Genomic DNA, 17,606 nt, shown 5'->3' with positions numbered 1-17,606 from the left:
GGACGGTGTGCCCGCCCTCGACCTCGACCTGATCGCCGACATCGCTGCTGCTGCCGAGGCCGAGGACGGTGCGGCTCCGTTGGACGAGGCGACCTGGCGGGCGCTGCGGCACCACCCGGAGACCGTGCGGTCGTGGACGTCCGCCGACGGCGTCGCGCTGCTGATCGGTGACCAGCTGAGCCTCGTCGTACACCCCTCTGCCCGCGGGCGCGGGGTGGCGACGGAGCTCCTCGCAGAGGTGCCCGAGGGCGGGCAGAGCGCCTGGTCGCACGGCGACCACCCGGCGGCGGCGGCGCTTGCGCGCAGCCACGGGTTCGAGCGGGTGCGGTCGCTGTGGGTGATGCGTCGGCCGACGTCGCTTCCTCTCCCCGAGCTCGCCGTACCTCCCGGGCTGACGGTCCGCGGCTACACGCCGGCGGACGCCGACGAGATCGTCCGGGTCAACGCGGCGGCGTTCGCGCACCACCCCGAGCAGGGCGCGATGGACGCGGCCGAGCTGGCCGAGCGGATGGCCGAGCCGTGGTTCGACCCGGCAGGCCTGCTCCTAGCGACCGACGGCGAGCGGGTGCTCGGCTTCCACTGGACCAAGCAGCACTCGCCCGACCTGGGCGAGGTCTACGTGGTCGGCATCGACCCGAGCGCGCAGGGCCGGGGTCTCGGCAAGGTGCTGACGCTGGCGGGTCTCCACCACCTCGCCGGCCTCGGGGTCGCCGAGATCCTGCTCTACGTGGAGTCCGACAACGCGCCCGCCGTGGCGGTCTACTCAGGCCTGGGCTTCACCCACGCCGACGCCGACACCCACGTGATGTATCGCCGCGACTAGCGCAGCGGGCGCACGTGCAGCCCGACCTCGGGGTCGACGAGGACCTCCTGGGCGGCAGGCATCCCCTCGACGGTGAGCTGCGCGTCGAGCGGCACGTTCCGCTTGACCATCGCCAGGGCGATCGGGCCGAGCTCGTGGTGCCGGGCCGAGGTGCCGACGAAGCCGACCACCTTGTCGCCGTGGAGCAGCTCGGTGCCGACGGTGGGGAGCCGGTTCTCGGAGCCGTCGAGGTGCAGGAGCGTCAGCCGGCGCGGCGGGCGCCCGAGGGTGTGCACGCGGGCGACGGTCTCCTGCCCGCGGTAGCACCCCTTCTCGAGGTGGACGGCCGGGCCGATCCAGCCGGCCTCGTTGGGGATCGTGCGGTGGTCGGTGTCCAGGCCGAGCCGCGGCTCACCGCGCGCGATCCGCAGCGCCTCGAACGCCCACAGCCCGCACGCCGGACCGGCTGCCTCGGCGTACGCCGTGAGCTGGTCGCGCGGGATGAGCTCGTAGCCGGCGTACGGGCCCTCGGCGTTGGCCGAGGGGCGCCAGGTGACGGCCAGCTCCTCGGTGACGTCGGCGACCTCGACGCGCATCATGAAGCGCATCCGGTCGAGAAACCCGACGAGCGCGGCAGCCGCACCGGGCTCGGTGAAGGCCGTGAACGACTCCCCGTCGTCGTACCCGAAGAACGCGTGCTCGACGTGGCCGTTGGGGCTGAGGATCAGGACCCCGGTCCACACCTTCGGCGCCAGCGACTCCAGGTGCTGCGTCGTCAGCGAGTGCAGCCAGGTCAGCCGGTCCGGTCCGGAGACACGGACGACGTCGTGGTGCGAGAGGTCGACGAACCCGGCCCCCGACTCCAGCGTGCGCTGCTCACCGTTGAAGGAGCCGTAGTGCGCGGCCACCTCGCGGTCGATGCCGTCGGCGCCGACGGCACCGGGCAGGTCCAACAACGGGCTACGCATCCTGGTCCTCACACTCCACACACTGGCCGAAGATCGCCAGGTGTCCGACATCGATGACGAACCCCTGCTCCTCGCGGAGCCGGCTCGCGAACGGAGCCAGCACCTCTGGGTCAACCGAGACGACGCGGTGACAATTCCGGCAGACCAGGTGGAAGTGCACGTGGTCGGTGACGGAGTGGTACGTCGGGGCGCGGTCCGACAGGTGCGCGTGGCGGACCAGGCCGAGCTCCTCGAGCACCTCGAGCGTGCGGTAGATCGTGGACACGTTGACCGCGCTCGCGTGCTGCTGCACCTCGGCGAGGATCTCGTCCGGGGTGGCGTGACCGAGCGTCTCGACCGCCTGGAGCACCAGCTGCCGCTGCGGGGTCAGCCGGTAGCCGAGGCTGTGCAGCCGGGAGGCGAGCTCGTCGGTCATCGGCGCTACTGCCGCTCCAGCTGCGCCCAGAGGTGGGGCTGCAGCTCCTGGCCCATGGCCGCCATGTCGTAGGCGTAGAGCAGGTCGCCGTTGACGGTGCCGTAGAGCCGCTTCCCGCCGGTGACCTCCTTGGCCGACTCGGTGTAGCCCACGCCGGCCGTGTGCAGCTCGAACTTGGCGACCTCGGCCTTGCCGTACCAGATCTCGGAGATGCCCGACGAGTGCGCCAGCACCAGCTCGAGGTTGCCCTCGGGCCGGCAGCGCAGGAAGCCCGCCTCCTGGGCGGCGTCGCGGACCTTCTCGCCGTCGGCGTCGACGATCCAGGAGCGGGCGAAGTAGTGGAAGAACGGTCGCCCGTCGTGGGTGAAGACCAGCTCCTGGGCGTACTCGAACGGCTCGATCGTCGGGTAGTCGCCCTTGCCGCGGCCGCCCCATCGACCGAGGAGCCAGGCCACCGGGGCGCAGTCGGGATGCAGGTTGTCAGGCAGCTCGAACACCATGGGCTCACTCTAGGGTGGTCGGTATGACTCGCCCACTCGTCGTGAAGGTCACCTGCGGCGCGGACGACCCCGAGCGGTCCAACCAGGGTCTGACGGTCGCGGCCACCGCGCTGAGCGCGGGCGCCGAGGTGAGCCTGTGGCTGACCGGCGAGGGCGCGTGGCTGGGGGTCGCCGGACGCGAGGGCTTCGTGCTCCCGCAGGCCGCTCCGGCCTCCGACCTGGTGGCGGCCGTGGCCGCCGGCGGCACGGTGACCGTCTGCACCCAGTGCGCCGCCCGACGCGACATCGTCGAGGCCGATCTGCTCCCCGGCGTACGGATCGCGGGGGCGTCGACCTTCGTGGAGGAAGCACTCGCCCCCGACGCCCAGGCTTTGGTCTACTGACACCCGGCCCACGGCAGGCCCTCAACCACTAGGCTCGGCACCGATGGACGCGACCCCACCGCAGCGACCCGACGACGAGGTCGACACAGACGCTCAGCCCACCCGTTGGTGGCAACGCCGGCCCGACCAGGTCGACCCGCAGGCTGCCGCCGTACCGGCGTCGGCGTCGCCATCGGCGCCACCACCGCCGCCGCCGGCCCCCACGCGGACTCCGGCCGACCTCGAGGCCGCGATCGAGCGCACGGCCGAGCTGCGTCGGCGCACCGAGCAGGCCGCGGCCGAGCAGGCCGCGGAGCGGATGGTCGCCGAGGAGGCGGCCGAGGCGTCCGCCCGCGCCCGGGCCGCGGCCGAGGACGCTGCGGCCGAGCATGCGGCGAAGGCGCAGGAGGCGTACGAGGCGCGCCGTGCCGCCGAGGAGGCGGGCGAGGCCCATGCGGCCGAGCGCGCGAGGCTCGAGGCGGCTGCGACCGAGGCTGCGACCGCCCGGGCCGAGGCCGAGGAGGCTGCTCGCAAGCTGCTCGACTCCGCGAAGGTCGCCACCGCGCTCCGGCTCGCCGCCGAGCAGACGGCCGCCCAGCAGACCGTCGACCGCACCGCCGCCGAGGAGGTGGCGCGCGAGGCCGCCGAGCAAGCCGCTGCCGCCTCCGCCGCCCGGGAGCAGGCCGAGAACGCGGCCCGCGAACAGGCCGAGGCCGCTGTCGCCGCCCACGCGGCGCGGACCGAGGCCGAAGAGGCAGCGCGTACGGCGGGGGCGACGGCCGAGCAGACCCTCCGCGAGCTCGCCACCTCGTCCGAGCAGAGCCTGCAGGAGATCGCGGACGCATCGGCAGCGAGCCTGCGCGACACGGCCGCGACCGCCGAGCAGTCACTACAGGAGAAGGCCGCGGCCGCCGAGGCGTCCCTGGAGGAGACCGCTGCGTCGACCCAGCAGTCGCTGACGGACATCGCCAGCTCGAGCCTGGAGTCGCTGCGCTCGACCGCGGGCTCGGCCCAGGCGTCGCTGCAGGAGCTGGCGACGTCGGCGGAGCAGTCCCTGCGCGAGACCGCCGCCACCACCGAGGCGTCGCTGCAGGAGCTCGCGGCCACCACCGAGCAGTCCGTGCGCGACACCGCCAGCACCACCGAGGCGTCGCTGCAGGAGCTCGCGGCCACCACCGACCAGTCCGTGCGCGAGACCGCCGCAACCACCGAGGCGTCGCTGCAGGAGCTGGCGACGTCCACGGAGCAGTCGGTGCGCGACACCGCCGCGACCGCCGAGCAGCGGGTCCGGGAGGCCACGACGGCCGCCGAGGCCTCGGTGACCGAGGCCGGCACCACCGCCCAGCAGGCGCACGCGGACCGCGAGGCAGCGGAGGCACGGGCGACCGAGCTCGCGGCTCGGCTCGCCGCCGCGACGCAGGCCCACGAGGATTTCGTCCGGGTGGCCCAGGAGACCCGGGCCGCAGCCGAGCAGGAGGCGGCCGACCAGGCCACCGCCCGCGCCGCGGCCGAGGCATCCGCCGAGTCGGCCCACCAGGCCCGCACCGCCGCCGACGAGGCCGCCGCCGAGCACGCGCGCCTCGCCGAGGAGGCCCACACCGCCCGCACCACCGCCGAGGAGGCGGCGCGCGCCCAGAGCGCGCTCGCCGAGTCCGCCGAGGCCGCGCGCACCCGGGCCGAGGAAGCGGCGACCCGCCAGGCCGAGGCCGCCGCGTCCGCAGCAGCGGGCGAGGAGGAGGCCCGGCGTACGGCGGGCCAGATGGCGGTCGCGCTCCAGAACGCCAACGACGCTCGGATCTCCGCCGACGAGGGCGCGCGCGCCCAGGCCGAGCGGGCGCAGGAGGCACACGCCGCACGGCTCGCCGCCGAAGAGCTCGCGAGCTCGGCGGTCGCCGCCCGCGAGGAGGCGGAGCGCCAGGCTCGGGCCCAGCTCGACCTCGCCGCCGCCGCGCATGGTGACCGCACTGCTGCCGAGCGCGCCGCCGAGGAGGCCGCGGCCCGGGCCGAGGCGGCCCAGACCGGCCGCGAGCAGGCCGAGATGCGGGCCGCCGAGCAGGCCGAGGCGGCCGCGCAGGCGGCGACCGACCAGACCGCTACGCACCAGCGCGCCGAGCAGCAGGCCGAGGACGCCCGCCTGGCCCACGAGGCCAGGGCGGCAGCGGACGTGTCCGCTCGCGACCACGCCACCGCCCGCGAGGACGCCGAGCGCGTCGCGGCCGAGGCGCTCGAGGCCCGCCGGGTCGCCGAACAGGAAGCGCGCGCCCAGGCCGAGCTCGCGGCGGCAGCGGCGGCCGACCGGCAGAGCGCCGAGCGGAAGCTGCAGGAGGTCCTCGAGACGTCGTCCGCCGCGGCCAGCCGTCAGGCGGAGGAGCTGAGCGTCGCCGTCGCCGCCCGCGAGGACGCCGAGCGAGCCGCCGCCGAGCAGGCTCGGCTGCGTGCGGACGCGGAGAAGGTCGCCGCCGACCGGGCCGTCGACCGGACCGCGGTCGAGGCCGCCGTACGCCACCAGGCCGAGATCGCCGAGGAGGCGATGCAGCAGCGGGCCGAGGCCGAGACGCGGGCGAACGAGCTCGCCCAGGAGCTGGCCGCCGTCCGCGCCGAGCTCGTCGAGCTGCAGAGCCAGAAGCGCGGGTGGCGACGGTCACACTGAAAATGCTCAGACCCCAGTAATTGCTGGGGTTCCTGGCATTGACGCGAGTCCCGGAGCACACTTGGCCGCATGTCGGTGACTGCTCGGGACAGTGGCATCTGTCGGCGCTGCGGGCACGCGACCCGCCACGGGTCCGGCCCGGTCTCCACGCTGGCTCGACGGGTGGTCGGCCGCAAGCCGCCCCGGGTCCAGTGCGGGGAGCAGACGGACCACGGGTGGGCATGTCCCTGCCGCAGCCGGTTCCACGCGAGCTAGCGGCTCGACGGGTTCGCCCCCGGGTGTCGACGCACCCTTGCTTGCGTGAACACAGCGAGAATCCCTCTCTACTGTTGGGAACCTGACAGTCAGGACGCGACGCGCCGCCCCACACTGGCCGCATGTCCGAGACCGCGAACGAAGAGACCTGCCGCCGCTGCGGGCATGCCATCCGTCGCGGGTCCAGCCCGGTCTCCACGCTGGCTCGACGGGTGGTCGGCCGCAAGCCGCCCCGGGTCCAGTGCGGGGAGCAGACGGACCACGGCTGGGCATGTCCCTGCCGCAGCCGCTTCCACGCCGGCTAGCTAGCGGCGCGCGAGTCCAGCCCGCAGGGCGGCGGCGATCTCGGCGTTGGCGGCCCGCGCCGAGCGACCCACGCCGACGACGTTGAAGAACCCGTGGATCTGGTCGTCGTACCGGCGCAGCTCGACGGGGACCCCGGCCTCCGCCAGCCGGCCGGCGAAGGCCTCACCCTCGTCGCGCAGGGGGTCGAAGCCCGCGGTCGCGACGTACGCCGGCGCGAGACCGGGCGGCAGGTCGGCGTACGCCGGCGAGACCCGGGGGTCGCGGGGATCGGTGTCGCCGACGTAGCACTCCCCGGCCAGGTCCATGAAGGCCTTGGTCAGGTAGAAGCCGTCGGCGAAGAGCCGCGCGCTGGCGGTGTCGCGCACGGCGTCGGTGACCGGGTAGACGAGCAGCTGGAACGCGAGCGGCAGCCCCGCCCGGGCGGCCTCGATGGCGACCCCGATCGCGAGGTTGGCGCCGGCCGAGTCGCCGCCGACCGCGAGCCGCGCGCGATCGACGTCGAGGTCGTCGGCGTGCTCGACCACCCAGCGGTAGGCCGCGACGGCGTCGTCGTACGCCGCCGGGAAGGGCCGCTCGGGGCCGAGCCGGTAGTCGATCGCCAGGACGCGGACGCCCGACTGCTCCGCGAGGTGCCGGCACGGGGCGTCGTGGGACTCGAGGTCGCCGTACATGAACCCGCCGCCGTGGAAGAAGACCAGCAGCGGTCCGCGGGACAGCGAGGGCGTGTAGAGCCGCGCCGGGAGGCCGGCGACCGTGAGGTCGCGGACGGCGCCGACGGGCTGGTGTCCGGCGGCCATCCTGGCGTGGCGGCGTACCGCCCGGCGACCGTCCGGGATCGGGAGCGTCTCCGCGCCGGGCTCGCGGACCAGGCGCTGCATCCGCAGCATCAGCTGGGTGTCGACGGCCAGCGGCGCCCCGTCGACCACCACCCGGCGCCCGGCCAGCACCCGTTGCACGCGCGGCGGCAGCGCCAGTGCCACACGCAGCCCGATGGTGTTGACCCGCTCGACGACGTCCACGGGCGCAACCTATCGTTCACCCGTCGGTGCCAGACTGGGGGCCATGACGCTCGACAGCCTGCCCCAGGACTCCATGTCCAGCCACGGCGAGGGGATCCCCGAGGAGACGTTTGACGTCGAGCCGCCGTACGAGCCGGACGACGACGCGCTCGCCGCGGTGGAGAAGTACGCCGACCGCTTCCTCGACCGCGAGCTCTCGTGGCTCCACTTCAACCAGCGGGTGCTCGAGCTCGCCGAGGACCCCGGGCTGCCGCTGCTGGAGCGGACCCGCTTCCTGGCTATCTTCACCAGCAACCTCGACGAGTTCTTCATGGTCCGCGTCGCCGGCCTCAAGCGCCGGATGGCGGCGGGCCTCGCCGTGCCGTCGGCGTCCGGGCTGATGCCCAACATCGTGCTCCAGCAGATCCTGTCGACGACCCGCGAGCTGGCCGAGCGGCAGGCCCGGCTCTTCCGCGACGAGATCGTGCCGTCGCTCTCCGAGGCGGGGATCGACCTGGTCCGCTGGGACGACCTCGACCGCGACGAGCAGAAGGCCTGCAAGCGGCTCTTCCGCGACCGGGTCTTCCCGGTCCTGACGCCGCTGGCCGTCGACCCGGCGCACCCCTTCCCCTACATCTCCGGACTGTCGCTCAACCTCGCCGTCCTGATGCGCAACCCGAAGACGTCGAAGGAGCACTTCGCCCGGGTCAAGGTGCCGCCGATCTTCGCCCGGTTCGTGCCGGTCGGCAACCAGCGCTTCGTCCCGCTCGAGGACGTCATCGGCGAGCACCTCAAGCGACTCTTCCCCGGCATGGAGGTGCTCGAGGTCCACACCTTCCGGGTCACCCGCAACGAGGACCTGGAGGTCGAGGAGGACGACGCCGAGAACCTCCTCGCCGCGCTCGAGAAGGAGCTCCTGCGCCGCCGCTTCGGCCCGCCGGTCCGGCTCGAGGTGGAGGAGTCGATCGCGCCGCAGGTGCTCGAGCTGCTCGTGTCCGAGCTCGGCATCTCCGAGGACGAGGTGTTCCGCCTGCGTGGACCGCTCGACCTGCGCGGGCTCCACGACATCGCCGACCTGCCGCGCCAGGAGCTGAAGTACCCCGCGTTCGTGCCGACCACCCACGTCCGGCTGGCCGAGGTCGAGTCCTCCGCGCCCGTCGACGTCTTCAAGGCGGCCCGGCGCAACGACGTGCTCCTCCATCACCCGTACGACTCGTTCGCGACGTCGGTGCAGCGCTTCATCGAGCAGGCGGCCGCCGACCCGCACGTGCTCGCGATCAAGCAGACGCTCTACCGCACCTCCGGCGACTCGCCGATCATCGACGCCCTCATCGACGCCGCCGAGGCCGGCAAGCAGGTGCTGGTGATCGTCGAGCTGAAGGCCCGCTTCGACGAGCAGGCCAACATCCGCTGGGCGCGCAAGCTCGAGCAGGCCGGCTGCCACGTCGTCTACGGCATCGTCGGCCTCAAGACCCACTGCAAGCTCGCGATGGTGGTGCGCGACGAGCCCGACGGCATCCGCCGCTACACCCACATCGGGACCGGCAACTACAACCCGAAGACGTCGCGGATGTACGAGGACGTCGGCCTCATCACCACCGACGAGCGCATCGGCGAGGACGTCGCCCACCTCTTCAACAACCTGTCGGGCTGGTCGCGCAACGCGTCGTACGAGGAGCTGCTGGTCGCCCCCGACTCGGTGCGCTCCGGGCTGGTCGACCAGATCCACCGCGAGGTCGCGCACCACCAGGCGGGCCGGTGGTCCGGGATCCGGCTCAAGGCCAACTCCGTGGTCGACGAGGCGATCATCGACGCCCTCTACCTCGCCTCACAGGCGGGCGTGCGGGTCGAGCTGCTGGTCCGCGGCATCTGCGCGCTGCGGCCCGGCGTGCCCGGGCTGTCCGAGACGATCTCGGTGCGGTCCGTGCTGGGGCGGTTCCTGGAGCACAGCCGGATCTACTGGTTCGAGAACGGCGGCGACCCGCAGGCGTGGATCGGCTCGGCGGACATGATGCACCGCAACCTCGACCGGCGCGTCGAGGTCCTGGTCCGGCTGCCCGGGGAGGACAACGTGCGGTCCGTCGGCGGGCTGCTCGACCTGGCCTTCGACGAGGACACCAACGCGTGGGAGCTGGACGCGGACGGCACCTGGACCCGCAACGGCGGCGCCGTACACCTCCAGGAGACCCTGATCGAGGCCCAGCGCCGCCGGCGGTGACCCGAGACACGGACACCGGCGCTCGCCGGGCTCACTTGCGCGTTTCGGGACGCCACCCCCTAGTCTGATCGCGTTCGTTTCCTCCTCACCAGGAGTTATCCGTGGGATTCCGATTCCGCCCTGTCGACACCTCGTTCTACGACCTCTTCACCGAGCAGGCACAGCACCTCGTCGGTGGCGCCTCGCTGCTGGCCGAGATGCTCGCGGAGGGCGCCGACCGCGACGACGTCGCCCGCCGGATGCGGGAGGCCGAGCACCAGGCGGACGAGACGACCCACGCGATCGTCAAGAAGGTGAACTCGACCTTCGTGACGCCCTTCGACCGCGAGGACATCTACGCGCTGGCCTCGGGCCTCGACGACGTGATGGACCTGATGGACGAGGTCGTCGACATGATCCTGCTGTACGAGGTCAAGATCCTGCCGCCGGAGCTGTCGACCCAGGTCGAGGTGCTCCAGCGGTGCGCGGAGCTGACCGCGGCGTCGATGCCGAACCTCCAGTCGCTGCAGTCGCTCGACGAGTACTGGATCGAGATCAACCGGCTCGAGAACGCCGGCGACAAGAACCACCGCCGTACGATCGCGAAGCTCTTCAGCGGTGAGTTCAAGACCATCGAGGTCCTCAAGCTGAAGGACATCGTCGAGTCCCTCGAGGAGGCGATCGACGCGTTCGAGAAGGTCGCCAACACCGTGGAGCAGATCGCGGTCAAGGAGTCCTGACGTCCATGGACCTCGCGATCCTCATCGCGGTCGTGGTCATCGCCCTGGCGTTCGACTACACCAACGGCTTCCACGACGCGGCCAACGCGATCGCCACGTCGATCTCCACGCGCGCGCTCACCCCGCGCGTGGCGCTGCTGCTCGCGGCGGTGATGAACTTCGTCGGCGCGCTGCTCGGCCAGGAAGTGGCCCACACCGTCAGCGACACCATCGGCGGCATCGACTCGACCTCGGGCCTGGTGATCGTGATGGCGGCCCTGCTCGGCGCCATCACGTGGAACCTGATCACCTGGTACTTCGGCCTGCCCTCCTCCTCCACCCACGCGCTGATCGGCGGCCTGATCGGTGCCGGCCTGGTCGGCGGCGCGGCCGTGCACTGGCAGGTCATGCTCGACAAGGTCGTCATCCCGATGGTGCTCTCGCCCGTCGTGGGCTTCGGCGCCGCCTTCCTGGTGATGCTCGCGATCATGTGGATCTTCCGGAAGCGGAATCCGCACAAGGTCTTCCGCGGCTTCCGGATGTCGCAGACCGTCTCCGCCGCCGCGCTGGCGCTCGGTCACGGCCTCCAGGACGCGCAGAAGACGATGGGCGTGATCTTCCTGGCGCTGGTCGCGTCCGGGTACGCCGCGCCCGACGACGACCTGCCGCTGTGGGTCATCATCTGCGCCGCCAGCGCGATCTCGCTGGGCACCTACTCCGGTGGCTTCCGGATCATGCGGACCCTCGGCCGCCGGATCATCCACCTCGACCCGGCCCGCGGCTTCGCCGCCGAGTCGGTCGGCGCGGCCGTGCTCTACACGACCGCGTTCATCTACCACGCGCCGATCTCGACCACCCACACGATCACCTCGGCCGTGATGGGCGCCGGAGCGACCAAGCGCTTCTCCGCCGTACGGTGGGGTGTCGCTCGCTCGATCGTCACCGCCTGGGTGCTCACCTTCCCCATGGCCGGTCTCGTCGCTGCCGTGTTCTACCTGGTGCTGCACCCGATCCTCGGGTCCTGAGGTCGTCTGCTCGGGGTGCGTGTTGGCGCGCCCCGGGCCCCGGCGGCATAGCCACGGACGAGTTGGCTGCTTCTGGGCCATGTCCACGACCATCGCGCCCGTGGGTAAGCCTTCACCCGGGCGGGCAGGCCCACGACACCGTCACCCCGTACGCCGATAGCCGAGGAACCGCTCCTGTTGTGCCGGTGTCAGGCTCCGGCGGAGCTCGACGGTGTGCGTCGGCTGCCACCAGGTCGGTTGCTCCAGCGTCCAGCGGCGGTCGACGTCCGACAGGAACGGCGCGCGCGCCCGCGCAGCCTGGATCCGGCCGATCATGCGACGCCGATCGACCCGGTCGGCTGACACCAGGGTGAGGACCTCGAGACCGACCGCCCTGAAGTCGTCGTCACGCACCAGGTCCTTCGCATGCCGGGCGCCGGCCAGGTGCAGTCGGCTGTTGTACTCGACAGCCAGTCCAGCCTCCACGTCGAGCAGGTCGGGTGTGCCCACGTGCCGACCCTGCCGGTCGAACACGGGCCGGTTGGTCACGGGCGCGGTCAGGCCGAGGTCGAGCGGCCACACCAGGCGCACATCGACCTCGGCGGGCGACCACGCGTTCTCGTCGACGAGCGTCGCGGCCTCGCGAGCGAGCGGGATCCCGGTCCAGTGGTAGAGCAGCTCGAAGTAGTCCAGCACCTCGACGCGCGACACCAGGTCAGCGGCCGCCGCCAGGTCGAACGCGCGCACCGCCTCGACGACATCGGCGGCGTACCGCATCTCGTACGCGACCGCACACACACGCGACACGACCTGGAGGCCATCGAGGACGACCCGGTCACGCGGCGGTAGGTACTCGGACGTGACGTTGATCCCTGGCTGCGAGCGTCGCGACCCGTGCACGACGGCGAGCTGCACGGGGCGTTGATCGCCAGCGGCGGTCCTCCCGTCGAACCACTCGGCACCGTGCCAGCGCAGCGCGGCCCACCCCGTCACCGACTGTGTGCCCCGGAGGTCGTGACCTGCCTCGACGATCCTCTGCTCGGGGAGGTCTCCGTCCACCTCGGACGGGACGTAGAAGCCGTAGCTGGTTCGCCGCCAGGATCGGCCACGTGCCTGGGCCCGGGTCGGACCCGTCAGCCCGGCCGGGTCGACCCGCACCGGTCGGACGACGCCAGGACGCGCTCCGTCGTACGGAGGTTCGAGGCGGGCAGGTGGCATGCGCTTCAGCCTGAGCGATCGCCCGAGACCACGCGCGGTCTATCCACAGCCCCCTTTGCCGAGCGCTCCGGATCGGCGACGGACGGCGACTTACCCACGGACGAGCTGGTTGGGTGCGAGCCCCGCGAGCAGCCATCTCGCCCGTGGCTATCCCACCGGACTCAGCCGAAGCGGCCCGAGATGTAGGCCTCGGTGGACTCCTCGTCCGGGTTGGTGAACATCTTGTTGGTCGGGTTGAACTCGACCAGGTGGCCCGGCTCGCCGGTCGCCTTCAGGTTGAAGAAGCCGGTGTCGTCGGAGACGCGGGCGGCCTGCTGCATGTTGTGGGTCACGATCACGATCGTGTACTCGGACTTCAGCTCGTGGATCAGGTCCTCGATCGCGGACGTCGAGATCGGGTCCAGGGCGGAGCACGGCTCGTCCATGAGCAGCACCTCGGGCTCGACCGCGATCGCGCGGGCGATGCAGAGCCGCTGCTGCTGGCCACCGGAGAGGCCCATGCCGGGCTTCGAGAGCCGGTCCTTGACCTCGTTCCAGAGGTTGGCGCTCTTGAGGGACTTCTCGACGATGGAGTCGGCCTCGGCCTTCTTCATCTTCTTCGAGTTCAGCTTGGAGCCGGCCAGCACGTTGTCGTAGATCGACATCGTCGGGAACGGGTTGGGGCGCTGGAAGACCATGCCGATCTGGCGTCGTACGGCGACCGGGTCGATCGAGGGGTCGTAGAGCGACTGCCCGGAGACCATGACCTTGCCCTCGACGCGCGCACCGGGGATCACCTCGTGCATGCGGTTGAGGGTGCGCAGGAAGGTCGACTTGCCGCAGCCGGAGGGACCGATGAACGCGGTCACCGCCTTGGCGCGGATCGTCATGTTGACGCCCTGCACGGCGAGGAAGTCGCCGTAGTAGATGTTGAGGTCGGAGACGTCGATGCTCTTGGCCATGGTTTCTCTCTCACACAGGCGCGCTCAACGGCGCCGTTCGGTCTTGGGGGCGAAGTACGTGCCGATGATGCGGGCCACGAGGTTGAGCACCATCACGATGACGATGAGCACCAGCGCGGCGCCCCAGGCACGGGCGTAGCCCGGCGGGTCGCCGTGCCCCCCGAGCGGCACGGTGCCGGGCGAGCTGTACTGCTGGAAGATGTAGACCGGCAGGGTCGTCATCCGGCCGTCGAAGAGGTTGAAGTTGACGGTGTCGGTCGCACCGGCGACCACCAGCAGCGGCGCCGTCTCGCCGATGACGCGGGAGATCGCCAGCACGACGCCGGTGATGATGCCGCCGAGGGCCGTGGGGAGCACGACCTTGACGATGGTGCGCCACTTCGGGATGCCGAGGGCGTACGACGCCTCGCGCAGGTCGCTGGGGACCAGGCGCAGCATCTCCTCGGCCGAGCGGACCACCGTCGGGATCATCAGCAGCGACAGCGCGACCGCGCCACCAAAGCCGATCCGGATCGCGGGCCCGAAGATCAGCACGAAGAGCGAGAGCGCGAACAGGCCCGCGACGATCGACGGGATGCCGGTCATCACGTCGACCAGGAAGGTCGTGACCCGCGCCAGCCGCCGGCCGCGGCCGTACTCGACGAGGTAGATCGCGGTGAAGAGCCCGATCGGGATCGAGATGAGCGCCGCCGCGCTGGTGACCAGGATCGTGCCCCACAGGGCGTGGTAGATGCCGCCACCGGCGCCGACGACGTTGCGCATGTCGTAGGAGAGGAACTCACCGTTGATGGCGCCGATGCCGTTCTTGATGACCAGCCAGATCAGCCACACCAACGGCACCAGCACGACCGCGAACGCGGCCCACACGAGCGAGGTGGCCAGGCGGTCCGCCGCGGAGCGACGGCCCTCCAGCAGCAGCGACCAGAGCGGCATACCGAGGGCCATCAGGATGATCGCGACGACCAGCCCGGCGAACGGGTTCCACCCGAGCAGCAGGGTGAGCAGGCCGGCGATGCCGAGCGAGAGCAGGGCGACCAGCAGCACCGCCCACTTCGGCAGCCGGGGCTGCGCGAGGTTGGCCGTGATCGCGAAGGAGTCGGGCTCCAGCGGAGTCGTGGTGCTCATCGCGTCAGGTTCCTCTCGCCGCGGCTGATGACCCAGCGGGCCGCGAAGTTCACCACGAAGGTGACCGCGAACAGCACCAGCCCGGTGGCGATCAGGACCGCCTGCTTGTCGGGCGTCGCCTCCTTGTAGTTGGAGGCGATGTTGGAGGCGATCGTGGCGGGGTTGGAGTTCGAGATCAGGTTCAGGGTGACGACCGGCGTCGCGGAGAGGACCATCGCGACCGCCATCGTCTCGCCGAGCGCGCGGCCGAGGCCGAGCATGACGGCGGAGATCACGCCGGAGCGGGCGTACGGGAAGACGGCGAGCCGGATCATCTCCCAACGGGTCGCGCCGAGGGCCATGGCGGCCTCCTCGTGCAGCCGCGGCGTCTGGGCGAAGACCTCACGGGAGATCGCCGTCGTGATCGGCACGACCATGATCGCGAGCACGATGCCCGCGGTCAGCATGGTCCGGCCCGTCACCGACGGCGGCCCGGCGAAGAAGGGGATGAAGCTCAGGTTGTCGTAGAGCCAGTCGATGACCGGCCGCAGGGCCGGCGCCAGCGCCAGGCCGCCCCACAGGCCGTAGACGACGCTCGGTACGGCGGCGAGGAGGTCGATCACGTAGGCGATCGGGGCCGCGATCCGCGGCGGCGCGTAGTGCGAGATGAACAGCGCGACACCGATCGAGAACGGCACCGCGATCACCAGCGCCACCACGGCCGCCAGGATGGTGCCGAAGACCAGCGGGCCGACGTACGACCAGAAGTCGGTGGCCGGCGCGTAGATGTTCTCGGGGGCGCTGAGCCCGGGGTAGCCCTCGATCGCCAGGAAGACGAACACGCCGGCCAGCGCCAGCATGATCGTCAGGGCGGCCACCCGGGAAGCACCGGCGAAGATGCGGTCACCAGGGCGGACCACGGGCCGCGGCGAGGGTGGTGCTGTGCTGGACACGAGGCTCCTGTCGGGAGTGCTGCTACGGCCGTACGGCGACCCGGGTCGCGGGCCGCCGTACGTCCGAGGTCGTTACTTGGCGGAGATGGCGCTCACGATGTCGGTCGCCTGCTGCGAGAGCGAGGCGTCCAGCGGCGCGGAGCCGGCCTGCTCGGCGGCGGCCTGCTGGCCGGCGTCCGACACGATGTAGGACAGGAAGCCCTTCACCAGCGCGGCCTCGTTGGCGTCGTCGTAGTGCTGGCACGCGATCAGGTACGACGTCAGCAGCACCGGGTAGGCGCCGGACTCGGTCGTGGTCCGGTCGATGTCGATCGCCATGTCGACGTCCGCGCGGCCGTCGACCGGCTTGGAGACGGCGAGCGCCTTGGCCGCGCCCTCGGCGGACGGCGCGGTGAACTCCTCGCCGACCTTGACCGAGACGATGCCGAGGCCACCGGCCTGGCTCTCGTCGGCGTAGCCGATGGTGCCCTCGCCACCCTTGACGGCGGCGACCAGGCCGGACGTGCCCTCAGCGGCCTCGCCGCCCTTGATCGGCCAGACGCCGTCGGCGTCGTACTTCCACGCACCCTCGCCGGCCTTGTTCAGGTAGTCGGTGAAGTTCTGGGTGGTGCCGGAGTCGTCGGAGCGGTGCACCGGCGAGATCGCGGTGTCGGGCAGGTCCACGCCGTCGTTGAGGGCGGCGATGGTCGCGTCGTTCCACTTGGTGATCTTGCCGTCGAAGATGGCGGCGATCGTCTTCGCGTTGAGGTTGAGCGAGTCCACGCCCGGCAGGTTGAAGATGACCGCGATCGGGCTGACGTAGCCGGGGACCTCGATGGCGTCCTCGCCGCCGCAACGCTCCTTGGCGTCGCTCAGCTGGCCCTCGTCGTCGCTCAGGTAGGAGTCGGAGCCCGCGAACGAGTAGGCCTTGCTGATGAAGTTGTCGCGACCCGTGCCGGACCCGACCGGGTCGTAGGTGATGGTGACGCCGGAGTTGTCGCCCTGGAAGGCGGCGCGCCACGCCTGCTGTGCGGTGTCCTGCGAGCTGGCGCCGCCGCCGGCGAGGGTGCCGCTGAGGCTGTCGCCACCGCTGCCGCCGTCGCTGCCGCTGTCGCTGCTGTTGCCCGCGCCGCAGCCGGTGAGGGCAAGGGCGAGAACGGCGATGCCCGGCACGACTGCCCGGCGGATGGAAGTGCGGATCACTTCAAGACTCCTCTGTCTTCTGTGTCTCTGACACCAGCGAAGGTAGGGAGCCGAAGTGGACGGTTCCGGGGTCGTCGGTGAACGAGCGGTGAACTCGGGTTGCCCAATTGGGGACCGACAGCCGGGCACGAGACGGCAATCACGTGAACAAGCCCGGGAGAGGCTTGACTCAGGCGGGTCGGTGCACTTCGGTAGCGGTCACCGTGCCCTGACGCAGGTGCACGACGAGCATCGCGCCGGGATCGAGCTTGGTGTCGGCCACGCCGAGCGCGTCGAGCACCGCCGGCACCACCGGACGGTGGGTGCAGAGCACCGCCGACTCGTCGCCGGCGACCAGCGCGTCGACCACGTCGACCACGGAGCGGGCGGTCGCCCCCTCCTCGCTCACGCCGTCGGCGACCTCGATGCTCCAGCCGGTCGTGTCGGCGTACGGCGTGATCGTCTCGAGGCAGCGCATGCTGCCGGAGCTGACGATCTTGGTGACGTCGTACGCCGCGAGCACCGGCACCAGCCGCTGCGCCTGCGTGCGACCGAGCTGGACCAGCGGCCGCAGCTGGTCGTCCTGCCGCCAGCCCTTGCGCGCGCGGGCCTGGCCGTGGCGGAGCACGACGACGGAGTGCGTCTGGCGCCGCCGCGAGCGCGCCTCCTTGAGGGTGCTCCGGTCGTAGTCGTAGGTGAGCCGCGCCATCGCCTCGTCGTACGGGAGCCAGGCGACCTCGTCGATCTCGTCGTTGGGGCGGTAGTCCGAGACGTCCGGGTCGCCGACCGCCCGTCCCACCCAGTAGGAGACCTGCTTGGTCCGGCCACCGGTGATCGGGTAGCGCTGCGGCGACAGCGGGACGCCGAGCCGGACGTGGAGCCCGGTCTCCTCCGAGACCTCTCGCACGGCGGCCGCGGTGACGTGCTCGCCGGGGTCGAGCTTGCCCTTGGGGAAGGACCAGTCGTCGTAGCGCGGACGATGCACCAGCAGCACACGCTTCCCGGGGCGGAAGACGACGGCGCCGGCCGCGAGCACGTCCTTCGTGGGCATAC

17 protein-coding genes are annotated in these 17,606 nt (G+C 71.7%); 7 read left to right on the top strand and 10 right to left on the bottom strand.

Features of this window, described 5'->3' with window-relative positions; all coding sequences use genetic code 11:
- Nucleotides 1-7: 7 nt before the first annotated feature.
- A complete protein-coding gene (mshD, locus tag ABEA34_RS14420) occupies nt 8-823 on the top strand; it encodes a mycothiol synthase (RefSeq protein WP_345522037.1) in 816 nt (271 codons plus the stop codon).
- On the opposite strand, the gene ygfZ is transcribed toward mshD, so the two are convergent.
- The 3 genes from ygfZ to ABEA34_RS14405 are packed head-to-tail and all read right to left on the bottom strand — an operon-like array spanning nt 820 to nt 2,685.
- A complete protein-coding gene (gene ygfZ / locus ABEA34_RS14415) occupies nt 820-1,770 on the bottom strand; it encodes a CAF17-like 4Fe-4S cluster assembly/insertion protein YgfZ (RefSeq protein WP_345522036.1) in 951 nt (316 codons plus the stop codon). The two genes, mshD and ygfZ, sit on opposite strands and share 4 nt — an antisense overlap.
- On the bottom strand, nt 1,763-2,185 hold the full coding sequence (locus ABEA34_RS14410; RefSeq protein WP_345522035.1) for a Fur family transcriptional regulator: 423 nt from the start codon (nt 2,183-2,185) through the stop codon (nt 1,763-1,765). Before ABEA34_RS14410 ends, ygfZ begins: the two co-directional genes overlap by 8 nt.
- Nucleotides 2,186-2,190: 5 nt before the next feature.
- Nucleotides 2,191-2,685 (bottom strand): heme-binding beta-barrel domain-containing protein, encoded by a 495-nt coding sequence (locus tag ABEA34_RS14405; RefSeq protein ID WP_345522034.1) that lies wholly within the window; start codon nt 2,683-2,685, stop codon nt 2,191-2,193.
- A 23-nt stretch (nt 2,686-2,708) separates the two neighbouring features.
- Here ABEA34_RS14405 and ABEA34_RS14400 point away from each other — a divergent pair, with 23 nt between their 5' ends.
- From ABEA34_RS14400 to ABEA34_RS14390, 3 genes are all read left to right on the top strand, one after another.
- Nucleotides 2,709-3,068: a DsrE family protein gene (locus tag ABEA34_RS14400; protein WP_345522033.1), complete on the top strand. Its 360-nt coding sequence runs from the start codon at nt 2,709-2,711 to the stop codon at nt 3,066-3,068.
- 43 nt (nt 3,069-3,111) lie between these two features.
- Nucleotides 3,112-5,697, top strand: coding sequence for a coiled-coil domain-containing protein (locus tag ABEA34_RS14395; RefSeq protein ID WP_345522032.1), 2,586 nt, complete (start codon nt 3,112-3,114; stop codon nt 5,695-5,697).
- A 377-nt stretch (nt 5,698-6,074) separates the two neighbouring features.
- Nucleotides 6,075-6,257, top strand: coding sequence for a hypothetical protein (locus tag ABEA34_RS14390; protein ID WP_345522031.1), 183 nt, complete (start codon nt 6,075-6,077; stop codon nt 6,255-6,257).
- Here the strand turns inward: ABEA34_RS14390 and ABEA34_RS14385 are convergent, their stop codons facing one another.
- Nucleotides 6,258-7,277: an alpha/beta hydrolase gene (locus ABEA34_RS14385; RefSeq protein ID WP_345522030.1), complete on the bottom strand. Its 1,020-nt coding sequence runs from the start codon at nt 7,275-7,277 to the stop codon at nt 6,258-6,260. It lies immediately after the preceding gene.
- A gap of 73 nt (nt 7,278-7,350) precedes the next feature.
- Here ABEA34_RS14385 and ABEA34_RS14380 point away from each other — a divergent pair, with 73 nt between their 5' ends.
- The 3 genes from ABEA34_RS14380 (at nt 7,351) to ABEA34_RS14370 (ending at nt 11,197) form a co-directional block, all read left to right on the top strand.
- On the top strand, nt 7,351-9,474 hold the full coding sequence (locus ABEA34_RS14380) for an RNA degradosome polyphosphate kinase (protein WP_425576885.1): 2,124 nt from the start codon (nt 7,351-7,353) through the stop codon (nt 9,472-9,474).
- Between the two features lie 101 nt (nt 9,475-9,575).
- Nucleotides 9,576-10,193 carry a DUF47 domain-containing protein gene (locus ABEA34_RS14375; RefSeq protein WP_345522028.1) on the top strand — a complete coding sequence of 206 codons (618 nt, stop codon included), beginning with the start codon at nt 9,576-9,578 and terminating at the stop codon, nt 10,191-10,193.
- 5 nt (nt 10,194-10,198) lie between these two features.
- Complete coding sequence (locus tag ABEA34_RS14370) at nt 10,199-11,197, top strand: inorganic phosphate transporter (RefSeq protein ID WP_345522027.1); 999 nt, start codon at nt 10,199-10,201, stop codon at nt 11,195-11,197.
- 141 nt (nt 11,198-11,338) lie between these two features.
- Here the strand turns inward: ABEA34_RS14370 and ABEA34_RS14365 are convergent, their stop codons facing one another.
- The 6 genes from ABEA34_RS14365 to ABEA34_RS14340 form a co-directional block, all read right to left on the bottom strand.
- The gene (locus ABEA34_RS14365) at nt 11,339-12,394 is read right to left on the bottom strand and encodes a hypothetical protein (RefSeq protein WP_345522026.1); all 1,056 of its coding nucleotides are present in this window, start codon (nt 12,392-12,394) and stop codon (nt 11,339-11,341) included.
- Nucleotides 12,395-12,555: 161 nt separating this feature from the next.
- A complete protein-coding gene (pstB, locus tag ABEA34_RS14360; RefSeq protein ID WP_345522025.1) occupies nt 12,556-13,335 on the bottom strand; it encodes a phosphate ABC transporter ATP-binding protein PstB in 780 nt (259 codons plus the stop codon).
- A 24-nt stretch (nt 13,336-13,359) separates the two neighbouring features.
- On the bottom strand, nt 13,360-14,460 hold the full coding sequence (pstA, locus tag ABEA34_RS14355) for a phosphate ABC transporter permease PstA (RefSeq protein WP_345522023.1): 1,101 nt from the start codon (nt 14,458-14,460) through the stop codon (nt 13,360-13,362).
- Nucleotides 14,457-15,392, bottom strand: coding sequence for a phosphate ABC transporter permease subunit PstC (gene pstC, locus ABEA34_RS14350; RefSeq protein ID WP_345522021.1), 936 nt, complete (start codon nt 15,390-15,392; stop codon nt 14,457-14,459). The genes pstA and pstC overlap by 4 nt, the downstream gene beginning before the upstream one ends.
- A gap of 72 nt (nt 15,393-15,464) precedes the next feature.
- Complete coding sequence (pstS, locus tag ABEA34_RS14345) at nt 15,465-16,574, bottom strand: phosphate ABC transporter substrate-binding protein PstS (protein WP_345522019.1); 1,110 nt, start codon at nt 16,572-16,574, stop codon at nt 15,465-15,467.
- Between the two features lie 169 nt (nt 16,575-16,743).
- Nucleotides 16,744-17,604 carry an NUDIX hydrolase gene (locus ABEA34_RS14340; protein ID WP_345522017.1) on the bottom strand — a complete coding sequence of 287 codons (861 nt, stop codon included), beginning with the start codon at nt 17,602-17,604 and terminating at the stop codon, nt 16,744-16,746.
- Nucleotides 17,605-17,606: the final 2 nt, after the last annotated feature.

Source organism: Nocardioides conyzicola (assembly GCF_039543825.1).
In the GTDB taxonomy this organism is placed as follows: domain Bacteria; phylum Actinomycetota; class Actinomycetes; order Propionibacteriales; family Nocardioidaceae; genus Nocardioides; species Nocardioides conyzicola.
The sequence above is the reverse complement of the archived record's forward strand: the minus strand, read 5'-3'. Positions and strand labels throughout refer to the sequence as shown.